This is a genomic window from Streptomyces sp. NPDC047853, assembly GCF_043204535.1.
In the GTDB taxonomy this organism is placed as follows: Bacteria; Actinomycetota; Actinomycetes; order Streptomycetales; family Streptomycetaceae; genus Streptomyces.
In genome coordinates this window covers 1-18,533 of the sequence record NZ_JBIDCI010000040.1, presented here as the reverse complement: position 1 = coordinate 18,533, position 18,533 = coordinate 1, and the positions used below count along the sequence as shown (strand labels likewise).

The window sequence follows — 18,533 nt, the reverse complement described above, 5'->3', positions numbered from 1 at the left end:
AAAGCAGCCACCCGACCAAGCCCCCACACCCGCGCACCCACCGCACACGGCACCTCACCCGACCCCACCGCCACCGCACCCCGAGTCACCACCCATATCCGGGCCCCGGGAGCGGCGTCCGGCACGGTCTGGGCCACGAGCAGGACGGCGGCCGTGCCGGGGTCGAGCGCGGGGACGTCGGCCGGTGCGGTGCCCTCCGGGCGGCCGGGCAGCACCAGTACGCCGGCCAAGCCGTCCGGTCGCGCGTTCAGTTCGGTGAGTCGCTCGGTGAGCGTGGCGCGTGCGGCCTCGGTGGGTTCCAGTCGGCAGCGCTCCACCACCACCCCGGCCGAGGTCAGGGCCGACAACGCGGCGTCCGCGTCCTCCGGCGCGGTGTCGGGGGTGTGTACCAGCAGCCAGCGTCCGGACGGCAGGCCGGTGTCGTCGGCCGCCAGGGGGGTCCAGGTGACGCGGTAGCGCCAGGAGGCGGACTCGCCGACGGGTGCCGGGACGGTGCGCCGGCCGAAGGCGGTGGGCAGCCAGTACCGGTCCCGGCGGAAGGCGTAGGTGGGCAGGGGGACCCGGCGGGCGCCGGTGCCGTCGAAGAGCGCGGTCCAGTCGACCCCTACCCCGTGGGCGAACGCGGCGCCCACCGAGGAGCGGAACCGGTCCAGGCCGCCGGAACCGCGGTGGAGGGTGGCGAGCGCGGTGGCGTGCACGCCCTCGGCCTCGGCGACCTCGTCGATCGCGGCGCCCAGCAGCGGGTGCGGGCCCATCTCGACGAAGGTGTGGTGGCCGGCGCGCAGCAGCGTCCGCAGGGTGGCCGCGAACTCCACGGGCTCACGCATGTTCCGGTACCAGTACGCGGCGTCCAGGGCTTCGGGGTCGTGCTCCGCGGCGGTCACGGTGGAGAAGAAGGGCAGCCGGGCGGCGGTCGGACGGACGGCGCCGAGCGTGTCGAGAAGCTCGGCGCGGAACTGCTCCACCTGCGGTGAGTGGCCGGCGAAGTCGACGCCGGCCAGGGGCCAGCGCAGGACGCCGGCGGCGGAGAGCCGGCCGCCGAACTCCTCCAGCGCTCCCGTGTCACCGGCCACCGTGACCGAGGCGGGGCCGTTGACGGCGGCGACCGACATCCGGTCCGCCCAGGGCTCGATCAGTTCGCGGACCCGGTCGGGCGGCGCCATCACGGAGAGCATGCCGCCGTTTCCGGCCAGCCGCTTCCAGAGCCTGCTGCGCTGGGCGATCACCCGGGCGGCGTCGTCGAGGGAGAGGGCACCGGCCGCGTGGGCGGCGGCGATCTCGCCCTGGGAGTGGCCGACCACGGCCGCGGGCCGTACGCCGTGGGTCTCCCAGAGTGCCGCCAGGGAGACCATCATGGTGAACAGCGTGGGCTGGACGACGTCGGCGCGGTCGATCGGCGGGGCGTCGGGGGTGCCGCGCAGGACGTCGAGCACCGACCAGTCGAGGTGGGCCGCGAGGGCCCGGGCGCACTCCTCGGCCTTGGCGCGGAAGGCGGGTGCGGTGTCCAGGAGTTCGGCGCCCATGGCCGTCCACTGGGAGCCCTGCCCCGGGAAGACGAAGACGGGGGGCCGGCCGCTGCCCGCCTCGCCGACGGTGACGCCGGCGTCCTTCCTGTCCTCCGCCAGCGCGGTCAGCCTGTCGATCAGTGACTGCCGGTCGTCGGCGAGGACCGAGGCACGGTGCGAGAGCGCGGCTCGGGTGGTGGCGGTGGAGCGGGCGGCGTCGGCGGCGGTGATCTCCTCGTGGTCGGCCAGGTGCGCGGCGAGCCTGCGGGCCTGTTCCCGCAGGGATTCCGCACCGGCGGCCGACAGCGGGAGGACGGTGGTGGTCCGGGCGGGCGGCTGCGTGCCCTCCCCGGGTTCCGCGGTGGCGGTGGCGTGCGTGGCCTCCCCGGGTGCCCCGGTGGCGTGCGTGGCCTCTCCAGGTTCCCCGGTGGCGTGCGTGGTCTCCTCGGATTCCGCGGTGGGCTCCGGCGGCTCCTCGATGACGAGGTGGGCGTTGGTGCCGCTGATGCCGAACGAGGAGATCCCGGCCCGGCGCGGCCCCTCCGCCCGCCGGGGCCAGGGCCGGGCCTCGTCCAGCAGTTCCACGGCGCCCGCCTCCCAGTCGATCCTGGACGAGGCGGTCGTGGCGTGCAGGGTGCGGGGCAGCTCCCCGTGGCGCAGGGCCAGCACCATCTTGATCACCCCGGCCACCCCGGCGGCGGCCTGGGTGTGCCCGATGTTCGACTTCAACGAGCCCAGCCAGAGCGGGTCGCCCGTCCGTCCGTGCCCGTACGTGGCCATGAGGGCGCCCGCCTCGATCGGGTCGCCGAGCGGGGTGCCGGTGCCGTGCGCCTCGACCGCGTCCACGTCCGCGGGCGACAGCCCCGCGTCGGCCAACGCCTCACGGATCACCCGCTGCTGGGCCGGACCACTCGGCGCGGTCAGCCCGTTGCTCGCACCGTCCTGGTTGACGGCGCTGCCCCGCACCACCGCCAGCACCGGGTGCCCGTTGCGGCGCGCGTCCGACAACCGCTCGACCAGCAGCATCCCTGCGCCCTCGGCGGGGCCGAACCCGTCGGCCGCCTCACCGAAGGCCTTGCAGCGGCCGTCGGGGGCGAGCCCGCGCTGCCGGGAGAACTGGGTGAAGAGGGCGAAGTCGGCGATCACCGTGGCGCCGCCCGCCAGGGCGAGGTCGCACTCGCCCCGGCGCAGTGACTGCACCGCCAGGTGCAGGGCCACCAGCGACGAGGAGCAGGCCGTGTCGATCGTCAGCGCCGGGCCCTGAAGACCCAGGGCGTAGGCCACGCGGCCCGCGGTGAAACTGACGATGCCGGCCAGGAGCTGGGCCTCCAGGTCGGCGTCGAGTCCTTCGGCGCCCTTCTGGTAGCCGCTCTCCCACGCCCCGGCGAACACCGCGGTCCGGCTGCCCGCCAGGGACCGCGGGTCGAGACCGGCTCGCTCCAGCGCCTCCCAGGAGGTCTCCAGCAGCAGCCGCTGCTGGGGGTCCATGGTGAGCGCCTCGTGGGGGGAGATGCCGAACAGGGCGGGGTCGAACCGGTCGGCCCCCTGTACGAAGCCCCCCTCGCGGCAGTACGAGGTGCCGGGTGTGTCGGGATCGGGCGAGTACCTGCCCTCCACGTCCCAGCCGCGGTCGGCGGGGGCCGGGCCGACCGCGTCGGTGCCGGAGAGCAGCAACTCCCACAGGTCGTCCGGGCTCTGGACGCCGCCGGGGAGCCGGCAGGCCGCCCCGATGATCGCGATCGGCTCGTGGGCCCGCCGGTCCAGGGCGCGCAGCTGCTCGGTGGCCCGGTGCAGCTCACCCGTCACGCGCTTGAGGTAGGCGCGCAGCTTCTCTTCGTTCGCCATGGTGCTGCTTCCTTTCGGGGACGGGCGGCGGGGCTGCTCCGGGCCGGCGGTCACGAGGTGCCGTACCGCTCGTCGATGAACGCGAAGATCTCGTCGTCGTCGGCGCCGCTCAGCACGTCGGCGATGTCGTCGGCACCGGCCGCGCCGTCGTGCAGGGCACGCCAGCGGTCGGCCAGGGCGTCCAGGCGCAGGGCGACCTCGGCCCGGTCGTCGGGGGCGGGCGCGAGCCGGGCGAGGTGCTCGGGGGTGAGGGCGGCCAGCGCCTCCTCGATGCGGTCGAGTTCGGACAGCAGCGGCGCGGTGGTGTCCGGCCGCGCGGGGGCCAGCAGGCCGTCGAGGTGCGCGGACAGCGCGGCCGGGGTGGGGTGGTCGAAGACCAGGGTGGCGGGGAGCCTGGTCCCGGTGACCGCCGCCATCCGGTTGCGCAGTTCCACGGCGGTCAGCGAGTCGAAGCCGACCTCGCGGAACGGCCGGTCGGGGCGGACCTCCGCGGCGGAGCCGTGCCCGAGGACCGCGGCCACGTGTTCGCTGACCAGGCCGAGCAGCCGGTCGTGGCGTTCCTCGGCGGAGAGCCCGGCCAGCCGCTCGGCCAGCGGCTCGCCGGTGGGCCCGGCGTCCGGCACCGGATGGGGGCCGGCGGCGGGGGTCGCGGAGCCCGTCGCGGAGGCGGACCCGACGAGGTCCGACAGCAGGGCGGGGACGCTTCCGGTGGCGCGCAACGCGGCCGGGTCGAAGCGCATGGGCACCTGCACGGCCTCGTCGACGCGCAGGGCGGCGTCGAACAGTGCGGCGCCGAGCGTGGCGGACAGGGGCGGGAAGCCGCTGCGGGCGAAGCGCCGCTGGAGGCTCTCCTGGTCCAGCGCGTGTGCCATCCGGCTGGTGTCGGACCACAGCCCCCACGCCAGCGACACCGCCGGCAGGCCGAGGGACCGCCGCCGGGTGGCGAGGGCGTCGAGGGTGGCGTTGGCCGCCGCGTAGTTGCCCTGGGCCGGGCTGCCCAGCAGGCCGGCGCTGGAGGAGAAGAGGACGAACGCCGACAGGTCGAGGTCGCGGGTGAGTGCGTCCAGGTGGACGGCGGCCTTTACCTTGGGCCGCAGCACGCGCCGCATGCGCTCGGGGGTGAGCCCGGGCAGCACGCCGTCGTCGAGGACGCCGGTGCTGTGCACCACCGCCGTCAGCGGGTGTGCGGCCGGGATGCCGGCGAGCAGGCGACGTACGGCGTCCGGGTCGGAGACGTCGCAGGCGACGACGGTGGCCGAGGCGCCCAGGGCGGTGAGGTCGGCGACCAGTTCCGCGGCGCCCTCGCCGTCCGGTCCCCGGCGGGTGGCGATCAGCAGTCGGCGGACGCCGTGCCGGCTCGCCAGGTGGCGGGCGATGGCGCTGCCGAGGGCGCCGGTGCCACCGGTGACCAGGACCGTGCCGTACGGGTGCCAGGCGGGCGGCATGGTCAGGACGAGCTTTCCGGTGTGCCGGGCCTGGCTGATGGTGCGCAGGGCGTCCGCGGCCCGGCGCACGTCGTGGGTGACGACGGGCAGCGGGTGCAGCACACCGGCGGCGAACAGGTCCATCAGCTCCCGCAGCAGCCGGCCGAGTGCGTCGGGTCCGGCCTCGCCCAGGTCGAACGCCCGGTAGCGGACCCCGGAGTGTTCGGCGGCGATCCGCTCGGGGTCCCGGACGTCGGTCTTGCCCAGCTCCAGGAACCGACCGCCCGGGCGGAGCAGTCCGAGGGAGGCGTCCACGAACTCCCGGGTGAGCGAGTTCAGGACGACGTCCGCGCGGGAGGTGCCGTCCGGGCCGGTGAAGGCGGTCGCGAAGTCGAGGGTGCGGGAGGAGGCGAGGTGGTCGTCGGCGATGCCCATGGCGCGCAGGACGTCCCACTTGGCGGGGCTCGCGGTGGCCAGTACCTCAGCGCCGAGGTGGCGGGCGATCTGCACCGCGGCCATCCCGACGCCCCCGGCGGCGGCGTGCACGAGCACCCGCTCCCCCGGCCTGAGGCCGGCCAGGGTGACCAGGCCGTAGTAGGCGCTGAGGAACACCGCGGGGACCGAGGCGGCCTGGGCGTAGGACCAGCCGTCCGGGACGGGGGCGAGGAGCCGGTGGTCGGCCACGCACAGCGGGCCCAGGCCGCCGTCCCACAGGCCGAGCACCCGGTCGCCGGGGGCGACCCCGGTGACCTCGGGGCCGACCTCGACGACGATGCCGGCGCCCTCCGTTCCCATGTCCGCCTCGCCCGGGTACATGCCGAGGGCGATGAGGGCGTCGCGGAAGTTCACGCCCGCGGCGCGTACGGCGACGCGCACCTGGCCGGGCTCCAGCGGGGCCTCGGCGTCCGGGGCGGGTACCGGGGCGAGGCCGTCGAGGGTGAGGTCGGTGCCCCTGCGCAGCCGCCAGGCGCCGTGGTCGGGCGGGGTGAACGGCCCGTCCGCGCGGTCGGCGGCCCGCTCCAGCCGGGGCACGTACACCGTCCCGGCCCGCACCGCGGTCTGCGGTTCGCCGGAGCCGAGGGCAAGGGCCAGGGCCCGGGCGGACGCCGGATCGTCGTCCAGGTCCACGAGCAGGAACCGGCCGGGCTCCTCGGCCTGCGCGGAGCGCAGCAGCCCCCACGCGGCGGCCGCCGCCGGGTCGTCCACCTCGGCGTCGTCGCGTACGGCGACGGCGCCGCGGGTGGCCACGACCAGGCGGGCGCCGTCCGCGCCCTCGGGGGCCGCGAGCCGGCGCTGTACGAGGTCCAGTACCCGGCAGGCCACGGTGTGGGCGTCGGCGGCGACGTCGCCGGTCTCGGCCCGCACCGCGAACACGACGGCGTCCGGCGCCGGTCGCCCCTCCTCGGACGGCAGCCGGCCGTCCGGGCCGAGTACGTCGGGCAGGTGGGCGTCGGCCGCCTCGGCCAGGCCCAGCGGGTCGGCTCCCGCCAGCACCCAGCGTGCCGGGGTGGCGGCGCTCCCGCCGGTGCGGGTGTCCGGGCCGGCGGTGAGTTCGCGCCAGGCGACGCGGAAGAGGGCGTCGGCGCCGACCGGGCGCCCGCCCATGAGCTGTCCGGGGTCGACCGGCCGCATGACGAAGGACTCGATCTCGGCGACCGGCCGTCCCTCGCCGTCGGCGCACCGGATGCGGACGGCGTCCTCGGACTCGGGCGAGATGCGCACGTGCAGCCGGTCGGCTCCGGCGCGGTGCAGGCGGATGCCGCGCAGGGCGAACGGCATGCGGATGCGGCCGTCCTCGGGGAAGAAGCCCCCGAGGCTCATCGTCTGCAGGGCCGCGTCCAGCAGCGCGGGGTGGATGCCGAACCGTGCCGCGTCGCCCTGGGCCTGGACGGGCAGCGCGACCTCCGCGTGGAGGTCGGAGCCCGAGCGGTGGGCGCTCACCAGTCCGCGGAAGAACGGGCCGTAGCCGTAGCCGAGTTCGGCGAAGCGGTCGTAGAAGTCGCCGATGTCCAGCTGTTCGGCGCCGGGGGGCGGGGTGGTCGCCGAGGCGTCCGGCGCATCGGCCGGGTCCTCCGCGGTGAGCAGCCCCTCGGCGTGCAGGGTCCAGTCGCCGGCGCCCTCGGCGCGGGCGTGCACGGCGAAGCGGCGGGCGTCGTCGGGGCCCGGGGCGTCGACGGTCAGCCGCAGCCGGACCCCTCCGGACGGCGGCAGCGCCAGGGGCGCGGCCAGGGTGAGTTCCTCCACGCGGCCGGTGCCCGCCTGGCGGCCGGCCCAGAGCGCCAGGTCGGCGAAGGCGGCGCCCGGCAGCAGCGGCGAGCCCATCAGCGCGTGGTCGGCCAGCCACAGGGTGGTGTCGGCGCCCAGGCGCGCGGTGTACATCCGGGCACCGGGCTCCGGGAGTTCGACGCCGCTGCCGAGCAGCGGGTGGTCGGCGGCGTCCAGACCGAGGGAGGCGGGGTCGTCGCCGCGGTGGCCGGGGCTGTACCAGTAACGCTCCCGCTGGAAGGGGTACGTGGGCAGGTCCACCTGGCGCGAGTCCGGTCCGAAGATGGCCTCGGCGTCGATCTCCAAGCCGTGGGTGTAGGCGCGGCAGAGGGCGACGCCCAGCCAGCGGGGGCCGCCCTGGCCGCGCCGCAGGGTGCCGAGGACGGCCGCCGAGGCACCGGCGTCGCTGATCGTCTCCTGGAGGGAGACGGCCAGCATGGGATGCGGGCTCGACTCCAGGAACACGTCGTGGCCGTCGGCGATCAGGGCGCGGGTGGCCTTCTCGAACTCGACCGGCTCGCGCATGTTGCGGTACCAGTAGTCGGCGTCCAGTTCGGCGGTGTCGATCAGTGCCCCGGTGACTGTGGAGTAGAACGGGATGTCGGAGGTGCGGGGCGCGACGGGGGCGAGCACCTGCCGCAGGTGGGCCTCCAACGTGTCGACCTGGGGCGAGTGCCCGGCGGTGTCGACGCCGGGGATGGGGCGGGCGTGCACCCCCTGCGCGCCGAGTTCGGCGACCAGCTCCGCCAGGGCCACCGGGTCCCCGGAGACGGCGCAGGTCTCGGGGCCGTTGACGGCGGCGACGGCGAGCCGGTCGCTCCAGGGCTCCAGGCGAGGGCGCAGGTCGCCTTCGGCGAGGGTCACCGCGATCATGCCGCCCTTGCCGGCCAGCCGCAGCCACGCCTGGCTGCGCAGGGCGACGATGCGGGCCGCGTCGTCCAGCGTCAGGGCGCCGGCGACGTAGGCGGCGGCGATCTCCCCCTGGGAGTGGCCGACGACCGCGGCCGGTTCGACGCCCAGCGAACGCCATGTCTCGGCGAGCGAGACCATCATGGTGAACAGCACGGGCTGCACCACGTCGACCCGGTCGAGCGAGGGTGCGCCGGGTTCCCGGCACAGTACGTCCAGTACGGACCAGCCGAGGTGGGGCCGGAGCGCGAGGTCGCAGGCGCGGGCGGTCGCGAGGAACGCGCCGGAGCCGCTGGAGCGGGCCAGCAGCCCGTCGGCCATCTCGGGCCACTGCGAGCCCTGGCCGGGGAAGACGAACACGACCTGGTCGGAGGTGCCGGCGCTGCCGCGCAGGACGAGCGGGTGCGGCCGGCCCTCGACGAGGTCGTCGAGGGCCGCGATCAGCTCCGTGAAGTTCTCGCCGACGACGGCGGCCCGCTGCTCGAACCGGGTGCGGGTGGTGAGGAGGGTGTAGCCGACGTCGGCCGGGTGCAGCTCGGGGTGGGCGAGCAGGTCGGCGCGCAGGCGGCGCGCCTGGTCGCGCAGGGCCGCGTCGTTGTGCGCGGACATCATCAGCGGCACGGTCACCTCGTGCCACCACTCCTCGGACCAGACGTCGCCGTCGGCGGCCGGTCCGGGCGCGAGGAGTTCGGGCGCGGTGGGCTCCGGCGGCTCCTCGATGACGAGGTGGGCGTTGGTGCCGCTGATGCCGAACGAGGAGATCCCGGCCCGGCGCGGCCCCTCAACCCGCCGGGGCCAGGGCCTGGCCTCGTCCAGCAGTTCCACGGCGCCCGCCTCCCAGTCGATCCTGGACGAGGCGGTCGTGGCGTGCAGGGTGCGGGGCAGCTCCCCGTGGCGCAGGGCCAGCACCATCTTGATCACCCCGGCCACCCCGGCGGCGGCCTGGGTGTGCCCGATGTTCGACTTCAGCGAGCCCAGCCAGAGCGGGCCGCCCGTCCGTCCGTGCCCGTACGTGGCCATGAGGGCGCCGGCCTCGATCGGGTCGCCGAGCGGGGTGCCGGTGCCGTGCGCCTCGACCACGTCCACGTCCGCGGGCGACAGCCCCGCGTCGGCCAACGCCTCACGGATCACCCGCTGCTGGGCCGGACCACTGGGCGCGGTCAGCCCGTTGCTCGCCCCGTCCTGGTTGACGGCGCTGCCCCGCACCACCGCCAGCACCGGGTGCCCGTTGCGGCGCGCGTCCGACAGCCGCTCCACGAGCAGCATCCCTGCGCCCTCGGCGAGTCCGACGCCGTCGGCCTCCTCCGCGAACGCCTTGCTGCGGCCGTCCGGCGACATCGCCCGCTGACGGGCGAACTCCACCAGCATCTCGGGGGTGGACATCACGGTGGCGCCGCCGGCGAGGGCGTAGTCGCACTCGCCCCGGCGCAGTGACTGCACCGCCAGGTGCAGTGCGGCCAGGGAGGCCGAGCAGGCGGTGTCGACGGTGACGGCGGGGCCCTCCAGGCCGAAGACGTAGGAGAGCCGGCCGGACATCACGCTGGCGGAGTTGCCGGTGGCGATGTAGCCGTCGAAGTTCTCGTCGCCGTCCTGGAGGAGCGGCACGTAGTGCTGTCCGTTGGTGCCGACGAAGACCCCGGTGCGGCTGCCGCGCAGGTCGACCGGGTCGATGCCGGCCCGTTCGAAGGACTCCCAGGACGTCTCCAGGATCAGCCGCTGCTGCGGGTCCATGGCCAGGGCCTCGCGGGGGCTGATGCCGAAGAAGCCGGGGTCGAACTCGGCCGCGTCGTGCAGGAACCCGCCCTCGCGCACGTAGGTGTGGTGTCCGGGCGAGTCGGGGTCGGGGTCGTAGAGGGTGTCGTTGTCCCATCCCCGGTTGGTGGGGAAGGGGGTGATGGCGTCGGTCCCCCCGGCCAGCAGGTCCCACAGGTCCTCGGGGGACTGCACCCCGCCGGGCAGCCGGCAGGCCATGCCGATGATGGCGATGGGCTCGTCCGTCCGGGCCGGGGTCTCGGGGCCGTTCCGGTCGGCGGTGTCGTTCCGGCCGAGGAGTTCCTCGCCGAGGTGTCGGGCGAGCGCGGCCGGGTTGGAGTGGTCGAAGACCAGGGAGGTGGGCAGCTTCAGCCCGGTGGCGGCGCTGAGCCGGTCGCGCAGTTCGAGGGCGGTCAGCGAGTCGAAGCCGAGGTCGCGGAAGGCGCGGGCGCTGCTCACCGCGTCGCCGGAGGACTGCCCGAGGACGGCGGCGGCGTGTGCGCGTACCAGCCGCAGCAGGGTGGCGTGCCGCTTGTGGCCGGACTGCGCGGTCAGTTCGCGGACGAGTTCGGAGGTGGCCGCGTCGCCGGTGCCCGGGGCGAGTTCGGCCGCGCGCAGCCGCTGTACGTCCGGGATGTCGTCGAAGAGCACGGCGGGCCGCACCCAGGTGTAGGAGGCGGCGAACCGGCTCCAGTCGACGTCGGCGACCGCCCCGCAGGCGCTGCCGCGCTCCAGCATGCGGCGCAGGGTCCGCACCGCCTCGTCGGGTTCGAGGGGGGCCAGGCCGCGCCGGCTGAGGAACTCCGCCTCGGCACCGGCGGCGGGCGTGCCTCCGGCCCAGGGGCTCCAGGCCACGGAGAACGCGGGCACTCCGGCGGCGCGGGCGCGTTCGGCCAGCGCGTCGAGGTGCGCGCTGGCGGCCGCGTAGCCGCCCTGGGCCGCGCCGCCCCACACGCCGGAGACCGAGGAGAACAGCACCAGCGCGTCGAGTCCCGCGCCCGGCGCCAGGTCGACCAGGTGGCCGGCGGCGGTGGTCTTGGCGGCGAGGGCGGCGGCGAGGTCCCCGGGCGCCGTGTCCCGCAGCGGGGCCAGGGGAACGAGCGGCGGGGCGTGCACGACGACGGACGGCGCGTGCTCGCCGAGCAGGGCGGCCAGTTCCGCGCGGTCGGTGACCTCGCAGTGCACGGGGACGAGGGAGGCGCCGGTGAGTCCGGCGGCGGCGGCCTGGGCGGGGGCGTCGGGCCCGGCCAGCACCACACGCTCGGCCCCGTCCTCGAGGAGGGACCGGATCAGCCGGCCGGGCACCGTCGTGAGGTCGCCGGCGATGAGGACGGTGCCCCGGGCCCGCCAGGCGGGGGGCCGGGAGTCGGCCGGGTTCGGCAGGACCCGGCGGCCGAAGACGCCCGCCATGCGGACGGCGATCTGGTCCTCGCCGCCGGGTTCGGTGAGGACTCCGGCGAGACGGTCCAGGACCCGGGCGTCGGGCCGTGCGGGGAGGTCGATGAGGCCGCCCCACACCTCGGGCAGCTCCAGCGCTGCCACCCGCCCCAGGCCCCACAGCTGGGCACCGGCGGTGCACGGCAGTTCGTCGGGGGCGGTGGCGACCGCGCCGCAGGTGACGGTCCACAGCGGTGCGGTGCTGCCGAGGTCGGCCAGGGCCTGGACCAGGGCGAGGGTGGCGGAGACGGCGACGGGCACGGCGGGGTGGTCCGGCCCGCCGTCGGTGCACAGGCCCAGCAGCGAGACGACGCCGGTGACGGCGGTGTCGCCGTTGATCTCCGCTTCGAGCAGGCCGCACAGTTCGGCGCGTCCGGTGCGGGCCGGGTCGAGGACGACGCGGCGGACCGTACCGCCGAAGGAGGCGACGGCCTGTTCCAGGGCGTCCGCGAGAGCGGCGTGCCGCTCGCCGGTGGGCACGATCAGCAGGCGCAGGCCGGGGCGCCAGCCGCCGGTGGCGGAGCGCAGCCCCTTCCACGCGACGTGGTAGCCGAGCCGGTCCCCGGGCTCCGGGGCGTCGTCCCCGGCCGCGGCGGTCGTCGCCCGGTCGGGCCGGTCGGGGCCGACCCAGTGGCGTTCGCGCTGGAAGGCGTAGGTCGGCAGGTCCACCCGGCCGGCCTCGGGGTGGAGCGTCGCCCAGTCCACGGGGACGCCGACGACCTGGGCCTCGGCGGCGGAGGTGAGGAAGCGCCGCGGTCCGCCCTCGTCACGGCGCAGCGAGCCGAGGGCCGGGACGGCGGTGCCGGCGCTCTCCACGGTCTGGCGCACGCCGACGGTGAGGACGGGGTGCGCGGAGCATTCCACGAAGGCGTCGACGCCGTCGGCGAGCATGGCGCGTACGGTCGGCTCGAAGCGCACGGGGAACCGCAGGTTGCGGTACCAGTAGTCGGCGTCCAGGGCGGTGGTGTCGACCGGCCCCGCCTCGACGGTGGAGTAGAACGGCACGTCGCCCCGGCGCGGCCGGACGGGGCCGAGGACGGTGGCGAGTTCGGCTCTGATGCTCTCGACGTACGCGGAGTGGGAGGCGTAGTCGACGTCGATGCGGCGGACCCGGGCGCCCTCGCTCTCCAGGGTGACCAGCAACGCCTCCAGGGCGCCGGGCTCCCCGCAGACGACGGTCGAGCCGGGGCCGTTGACGGCGGCGATCTCGACACCGCCGGCCAGGCGGGCCTCGACCTCGGCGGCGGGCAGCGCCACCGAGGCCATGCCGCCCCGACCGGCCAGTTCGCGGGCGATGACCTGGGAGCGCAGGGCCACGATCCGGGCGGCGTCCTCCCGGGAGAGCGCGCCGGCCACGCAGGCCGCGGCGATCTCGCCCTGGGAGTGGCCGATGACGGCGGCGGGTTCGACGCCGAGGGAGCGCCACAGTGCGGCGAGTCCCGTCATGACGGCGAAGGTGGCCGGCTGGACGACGTCGACGCGGTCGAGGCCGGGCGCGCCGGGCGCCCCGCGCAGTACGTCCGCGAGGTCCCAGTCCACGTACGGGGCGAGCGCGCGCCGGCAGCGGTCCACTTCGGCGGCGAAGGCCGGGGCCGTGTCCAGCAGTTCGGCGCCCATCCCGGCCCACTGGGAGCCCTGGCCGGGGAACACGAACGCGACCCGGCGGATGTCCGCCGCGGTGCCGTGCACGGCGTCCGGGGTGGTCTCGCCCGCGGCGAGGGCGGCGAGGGCGTCGACCGGGGCTCCGTCGTCGCCGAGCAGCACGACGCGCCGGGTGAGGGCGGCACGCTCGGCCGCCAGGGCGTGGCCGATGTCGGTCGGCGAGGTGCCGGGGTGCCGTTCGAGGTGCGCGCGCAGGCGGGCGGCCTGGGCCCGCAGGGCGGGGGCGGTCTCGGCGGACAGGGGCCAGACCACGGCCGCGACCGAGGGGGACAGCGGACCGGCCGCGGTGGAGGAGGGCGCCGGACCGGCCACGGTGGCAGGCGACTCGGAAGGAGACAGCGGATCGGCCCCGGTGGGAGCGGGCGCCGGACCGGCCGCGGTGGAGCGAGGGGCGGTCGCCTCGCCCGGCGCAGGGGAGGCGCCGGCGGGAGACGCGGCGCCGGGCGTGGGCGCTTCCTCGATGATGACGTGGGCGTTGGTGCCGCTGACGCCGAAGGCGGAGATCGCGGCCCGCCGGGGCCGGTGCTCGCGCCGGGGCCAGGGCCGGGCGCCGGTGAGCAGCTCCACGGCGCTCGCGTCCCAGTCGACCTTGGTCGAGGGCGCGTCGACGTGCAGGGTGCGGGGCAGCTCCGACTGACGCAACGCCTGCACCATCTTGATGACGCCGGCGGCTCCCGCGGCGGCCTGCGTGTGCCCGATGTTCGACTTCAGCGACCCCAACCACAGCGGGTCGCCCACGCGTTCACTGCCGTAGGTGGCCATGAGCGCGCCCGCCTCGATCGGGTCGCCGAGCGGGGTGCCGGTGCCGTGCGCCTCCACCACGTCCACATCACCCGGCGCCAGCCCCGCGTCCGCCAGCGCGTCCCGGATCACCCGCTGCTGCGCGGGCCCGCTGGGCGCGGTGAGGCCGTTGCTCGCACCGTCCTGGTTGACGGCGCTGCCCCGCACCACCGCCAACACCCGATGACCACGACGGCGCGCATCAGACAGCCGCTCGACCAGCAGCACACCCACACCCTCGGCCCAGGCGGTCCCGTCCGCCCCCTCCGCGAACGCCTTGCACCGACCGTCCGCCGCCAGTCCCCGCTGCCGCGAGAACTCCACGAACACCGTCGGCGTCGCCATCACCGTCACCCCACCGGCCAACGCCAGATCACACTCGCCCCGCCGCAACGACTGCACCGCCAGATGCAACGCGACCAGGGAGGACGAGCAGGCCGTGTCCATGGTCACGGCCGGGCCCTCCAGGCCGAGGGTGTACGCCACCCGCCCCGACGCGACGCTGCCCGCGGTGCCGAGACCGAGCTGTCCACTGGGGTCGGCGGCGGTGCCGACCTGGTGGCTGCCGTAGTCGTGATACATGACGCCGGTGAAGACGCCGGTACGACTGCCGCGCAGCGACGCGGGGACGATCCCGGCCCGCTCCAACGCCTCCCACGACGTCTCCAGCAGCAACCGCTGCTGCGGATCCATCGCCGCCGCCTCCCTCGGCGAGACACCGAAGAACTCCGCGTCGAACTCCGCCGCGGAATGCAGGAACCCGCCCTCCCGCACATAACTCCTGCCCGGCACCCCCGGCTCCGGGTCGTACAGCCCCTCGGCGTCCCAGCCGCGGTCGACGGGGAACGGGGAGATCGCGTCCGTACCGGCCGCCACCAGGTCCCACAGCTCCTCCGGCGACGCCACCCCACCCGGGTAACGGCAGCCCATCCCCACGATCGCGATCGGCTCACGGCTCGCCGACTCGACCTCGCGCAACCGCTCCCGTGCGCTGTGCAGGTCGGCCATCGCGCGCCGCAGGTACTCCCGCAACTTCTCCTCGTTCGTCGCAGACACGGTTCTCCTCAGGCGTCGTCTCGTGGGTCTGGGTGAAGTGCGGTGCAGCAGTCGGAGCGATTCAGCGGTCGGCGCGCGGCGCGGTCCGGCTCACTGGAAGTCGCTGTCGAGCAGGTCGAACAAGTCGTCGTCGGACGCCGACCGGAGCCGGTCGATCACCACGTCGCCGCGACCGGGGACACCTTCCTCGGCATCCGGACCGGCCGCCGCGCCGGAACCGGCGGGGAGTGCGGCCAGCAGGCCGCGCAGGCGCCGTGCCGCGTCGGTCCGGGCCTCGCCGTCGTCGGTCGCGGCGAGGCTGCGCTCCAGCCGGTCGATCACACCGGCCAGGGTCTCGGTACCGCCCGGCCCGTCCGGGCTCTGACCGACCGGATCCACCGGGCCGGCCACCGCCAGCCCGCCGAGCAGGAGTTCGGCGAGGGCGAGCGGTGTGGGGTGGTCGAAGACGAGGGTCGCGGGCAGCCGCAGCCCGGTGCGGGCGTTCAGCCGGTTGCGGAGGTCGACGGCGGTGAGGGAGTCGAATCCGGCGTCCTTGAAGCTGCGGGTGGCACCGACCGCGGCGGGGTCGCCGTGTCCCAGCACCGCCGCGACCTCGGCCCGCACCAGGTCGAGCAGGAGGGCCGTACGCTCGGGCGCGGAACGTCCCGCGAGCCGGGCGGCCAGCGCCCCGGCGGCGTCGGCCGGAGCGGGGGCCCGGCGTACGGCACCGTCCTCGTCCCCGGTGCCCGCCACGTTTCCGGTCGTGCTGTGCGCGTCCGCCGGTACGCCGGCCAGGTCGCGCAGAACCTCCGGGAGGACGGTGGCACGGGCCGCGGCGCGCGGGTCCAGCCGCACGGGCAGCAGTGCCGGCTCGGGCCGGGTCAGCGCCCGGTCGAGCAGTTCCAGCGCGGCGCCGGCGTCGAGCGGGGCGACTCCGGAGCGCCTGACCCGCGCCGCGTCCGCTCCCTCCAGCCCGGTGGCGAGGCCCACCCCGGACCACCAGCCCCAGCCGAGCGACAGCGCGGGGTGCCCGTCGGCGCGCCGCCGGGCGGCCAGCGCGTCCAGGAAGGCGTTGGCGGCCGCGTACCCGGCCTGCCCCGCGCTGCCCAGGGTCGCGGAGACCGAGGAGTACAGCACCAGGGGGACCCGGCCGGACTCCCGGGTCAGCTCGTCCAAGTGGACGGCGGCGTCGGCCTTGGGCCGCAGCACCGCGTCGATCCGCTCGGCCGTCTGGGCGGAGAGCACACCGTCGTCGAGCACCCCGGCGGTGTGCACCACGCAGGTCAGCGGGTGTGCGTCGGGGAGTTCGCCGAGCAGGCGGCGCAGGGCCTCGCGGTCGGTGACGTCACAGGCCCGTACGGCGACCTCGGCGCCCGAGCCGGTCAGTTCGGCGACGAGCCCGTCGACGCCGGGTGCGTCGGGACCGCGCCTGCCGACCAGCAGGAGGTGGCGCACCTTGTGCCGTTCCACGAGGTGCCGGGCGGTCGCCGCGGCCAGTGCTCCGGTGCCACCGGTGATCAGCACGGTGCCTTCGGGGTCCAGGGTCACCGACGGCCCGCCGCCACCGCGCCCGTCGGCCGCCGTGCCGCCGCCGGTGCGGGGGGCCGGGTCGGCGACCGGGGTGATGCGCGGGACGGTGGCACGTCCGTCGCGCACGGCCAACTGACCGGCCTCCGTGGCCAGCAGACCGGGCAGGGCCCGCAGCGACGCCTGGGTGCCGTCGATGTCGACCAGGGTGAAGCGGCCGGGCTGTTCGGTCTGGGCGACCCGGACGAGCCCCCAGACGGCGGCCCCCGCGAGGTCCGCCGCGCCTCCCTCGGGGCCGGCCGCGCCCCGGGTCAGGACGACCAGCCGGGGGGCGGCCGCATGGGCGTCGGTGGCGGCGGGCGCGGCGGGTCGTGTGGCGACGGGCGCGGCGGTGCCGGTGTCCGCGAGTTCGGCCTGCACGGCGTCGAGGGCCCGGCGCACCGTCGCCCGCGCCTCGTCGAGGAGGCCGAGACGCCCGCCGTCGGACGTCGTACGGCCGGTCGTGGTCGTCGTCGTGGTCGTGGTCGTGGTCGTGGTCGTCAGGTCAAGGATGATCACCTCCGCGTCGAGTCCGGTCCGCGGCGGCAGCGGCTCTCCCAGGGGGAGCACATGGGCACGGGCGTCGAGGCCCATGGCGCGCAGTCCGGCCGCCGTGGTCTCGGCCTCGGGTCCGACGACCTCCCAGCGCCCGGCCGCGGCGACAGGCGCCGGCCCGGCAAAAGGCCGCCAGTCCAGGTGGTAGAGAGGGGCGACGGGCGCGGCGGGCAGCCGGTCCGCGGTGATGCGGCGCAGTGCCAGGGAGCGGGCGGAGAGCACCGGGTTGCCCTCCTGATCGGCCGCGGTGACCGACACCGCGCCGCCGTCGACGGCCGCCACCCGGACCCGGAGCGCGTGTCCTCCGGCCCCGTGCCACTGCACGTCGCTCCAGGAGAACGGCAGCAGACCGTGCCCACCGTCGCCCAACGGGTCCAGCAGCGCGATCGGATGCAGCACCGCGTCGAGCAGGGCGGGGTGCACGCCGTAGCGGGCGGCGTCGACCGCGTGCGCGTCGGGCAGCCGTACGTCGGCGAAGACCTCGTCACCGCGACGCCATGCCGCACGCAGCCCTCGGAAGGCTCCCTCGTAGCGCACTCCGGCGGCCGCGAAGAGCGGGTACTGCCCGGTGAGGTCGAGGGGTTCGGCACCTACCGGGGGCCACGCGCCGGTGAGCCGGACGGTGTCTTCGGCACCGGTCCGGCCGGGCTGGAGCGGGCGGTCGGGGTCGGAGCGGTGGACGGGCTCGGGACCGGGGTCGCCGGTGAGGTCGGCGGCAGGGGCCAGCAGCCCTGAGGCGTGTCGGGTCCAGTCGTCGTCCCGCTCACGCGCCAGTGGACGCGAGGAGGACGAGGAGGCGGCCATGGGTTCGGGTCGCGAGTGGAGGGTCACCTCACGCGCGCCCCCTGGGGCCGAGGTGGCGGCGGCCACGACGATCCGGAGCTGGAGCGGGCGGTCGGAGGCCCAGGTCAGCGGCGTCTCCAGGATCAGTTCGGCGACGCGCGGAAAACCGATCCGACTTCCCACCTGGAGCAGCATCTCCAGTAACGCCGCCCCCGGCACGACGCCCCGATCCCACACCAAGTGGTCGGCGAGCCAAGGGAGATCGGCGGCGGATATGCGGCCGCTCCACACCTCGGTGTCGGTGCCGGGCAGCTCCACGGCGGCGGCGAGCAGGGGGTGGTCCGCCTCGCGCAGGCCCGCCGCCGACACCCCGTCGGTCCTCGTCCTGGTCCGGGGCGGGGCGGCCAGCCAGTAGCGGTCGCGTTGGAAGGGGTAGGTGGGGAGGTCGATGCGCCGGCCACCACTGCCCGTGTGCAGGGCGCTCACGTCCAGGTCGGCGTCCCGGGTGAACACCGTCGCCACCGCCGCCTCGAACACCTCCCGCTCCGGACGACCCCGACGCATCACCGGCACCACCACCACATCGTCACCGGTCTCGTCGAGGCACTCCCCCGCCATTCCGGTCAGCACCGCATGCGGACCCACCTCCACCAGCGTGGAGACACCCAGACCCCGCACCACCCCCACCCCGTCCCCGAACCGCACCGCCTCACGCGCATGCCGCACCCAGTACTCCGCATCCCCCAACTCCCCGCCACCGACCACCCCACCCGTCAACCCCGACACCACCACCACACCCGGACGCACCCGTCCGAACTCGATCGACTCCACCACCCGCCGGAACTCCCCCAGCACCGGCTCCATCAGCACCGAATGAAAACCGTGCGACACATCCAGCCGCCGGCACTCCACCCCACCCGCCACCAACCGCTCCACCACCGACTCCAGCACACCCACATCACCCGACAACACCACCGACCGCGGCCCATTCACCGCCGCAACCGACACCCACTCC

The 18,533-nt window shown here is 76.0% G+C and carries 3 protein-coding genes; all 3 read right to left on the bottom strand.

The features are described from left to right. Nucleotides 1–3,311, bottom strand: a 3,311-nt coding sequence (locus ACGF5T_RS35815; RefSeq protein WP_392890334.1) for a type I polyketide synthase, incomplete at its 3' end; no start/stop codon positions are given. Nucleotides 3,312–3,400: 89 nt separating this feature from the next. Continuing rightward, nucleotides 3,401–14,635: an SDR family NAD(P)-dependent oxidoreductase gene (locus ACGF5T_RS35810; protein WP_366769112.1), complete on the bottom strand. Its 11,235-nt coding sequence runs from the start codon at nt 14,633–14,635 to the stop codon at nt 3,401–3,403. 90 nt (nt 14,636–14,725) lie between these two features. Beyond that, complete coding sequence (locus ACGF5T_RS35805; protein WP_392890332.1) at nt 14,726–18,526, bottom strand: SDR family NAD(P)-dependent oxidoreductase; 3,801 nt, start codon at nt 18,524–18,526, stop codon at nt 14,726–14,728. Nucleotides 18,527–18,533: the final 7 nt, after the last annotated feature.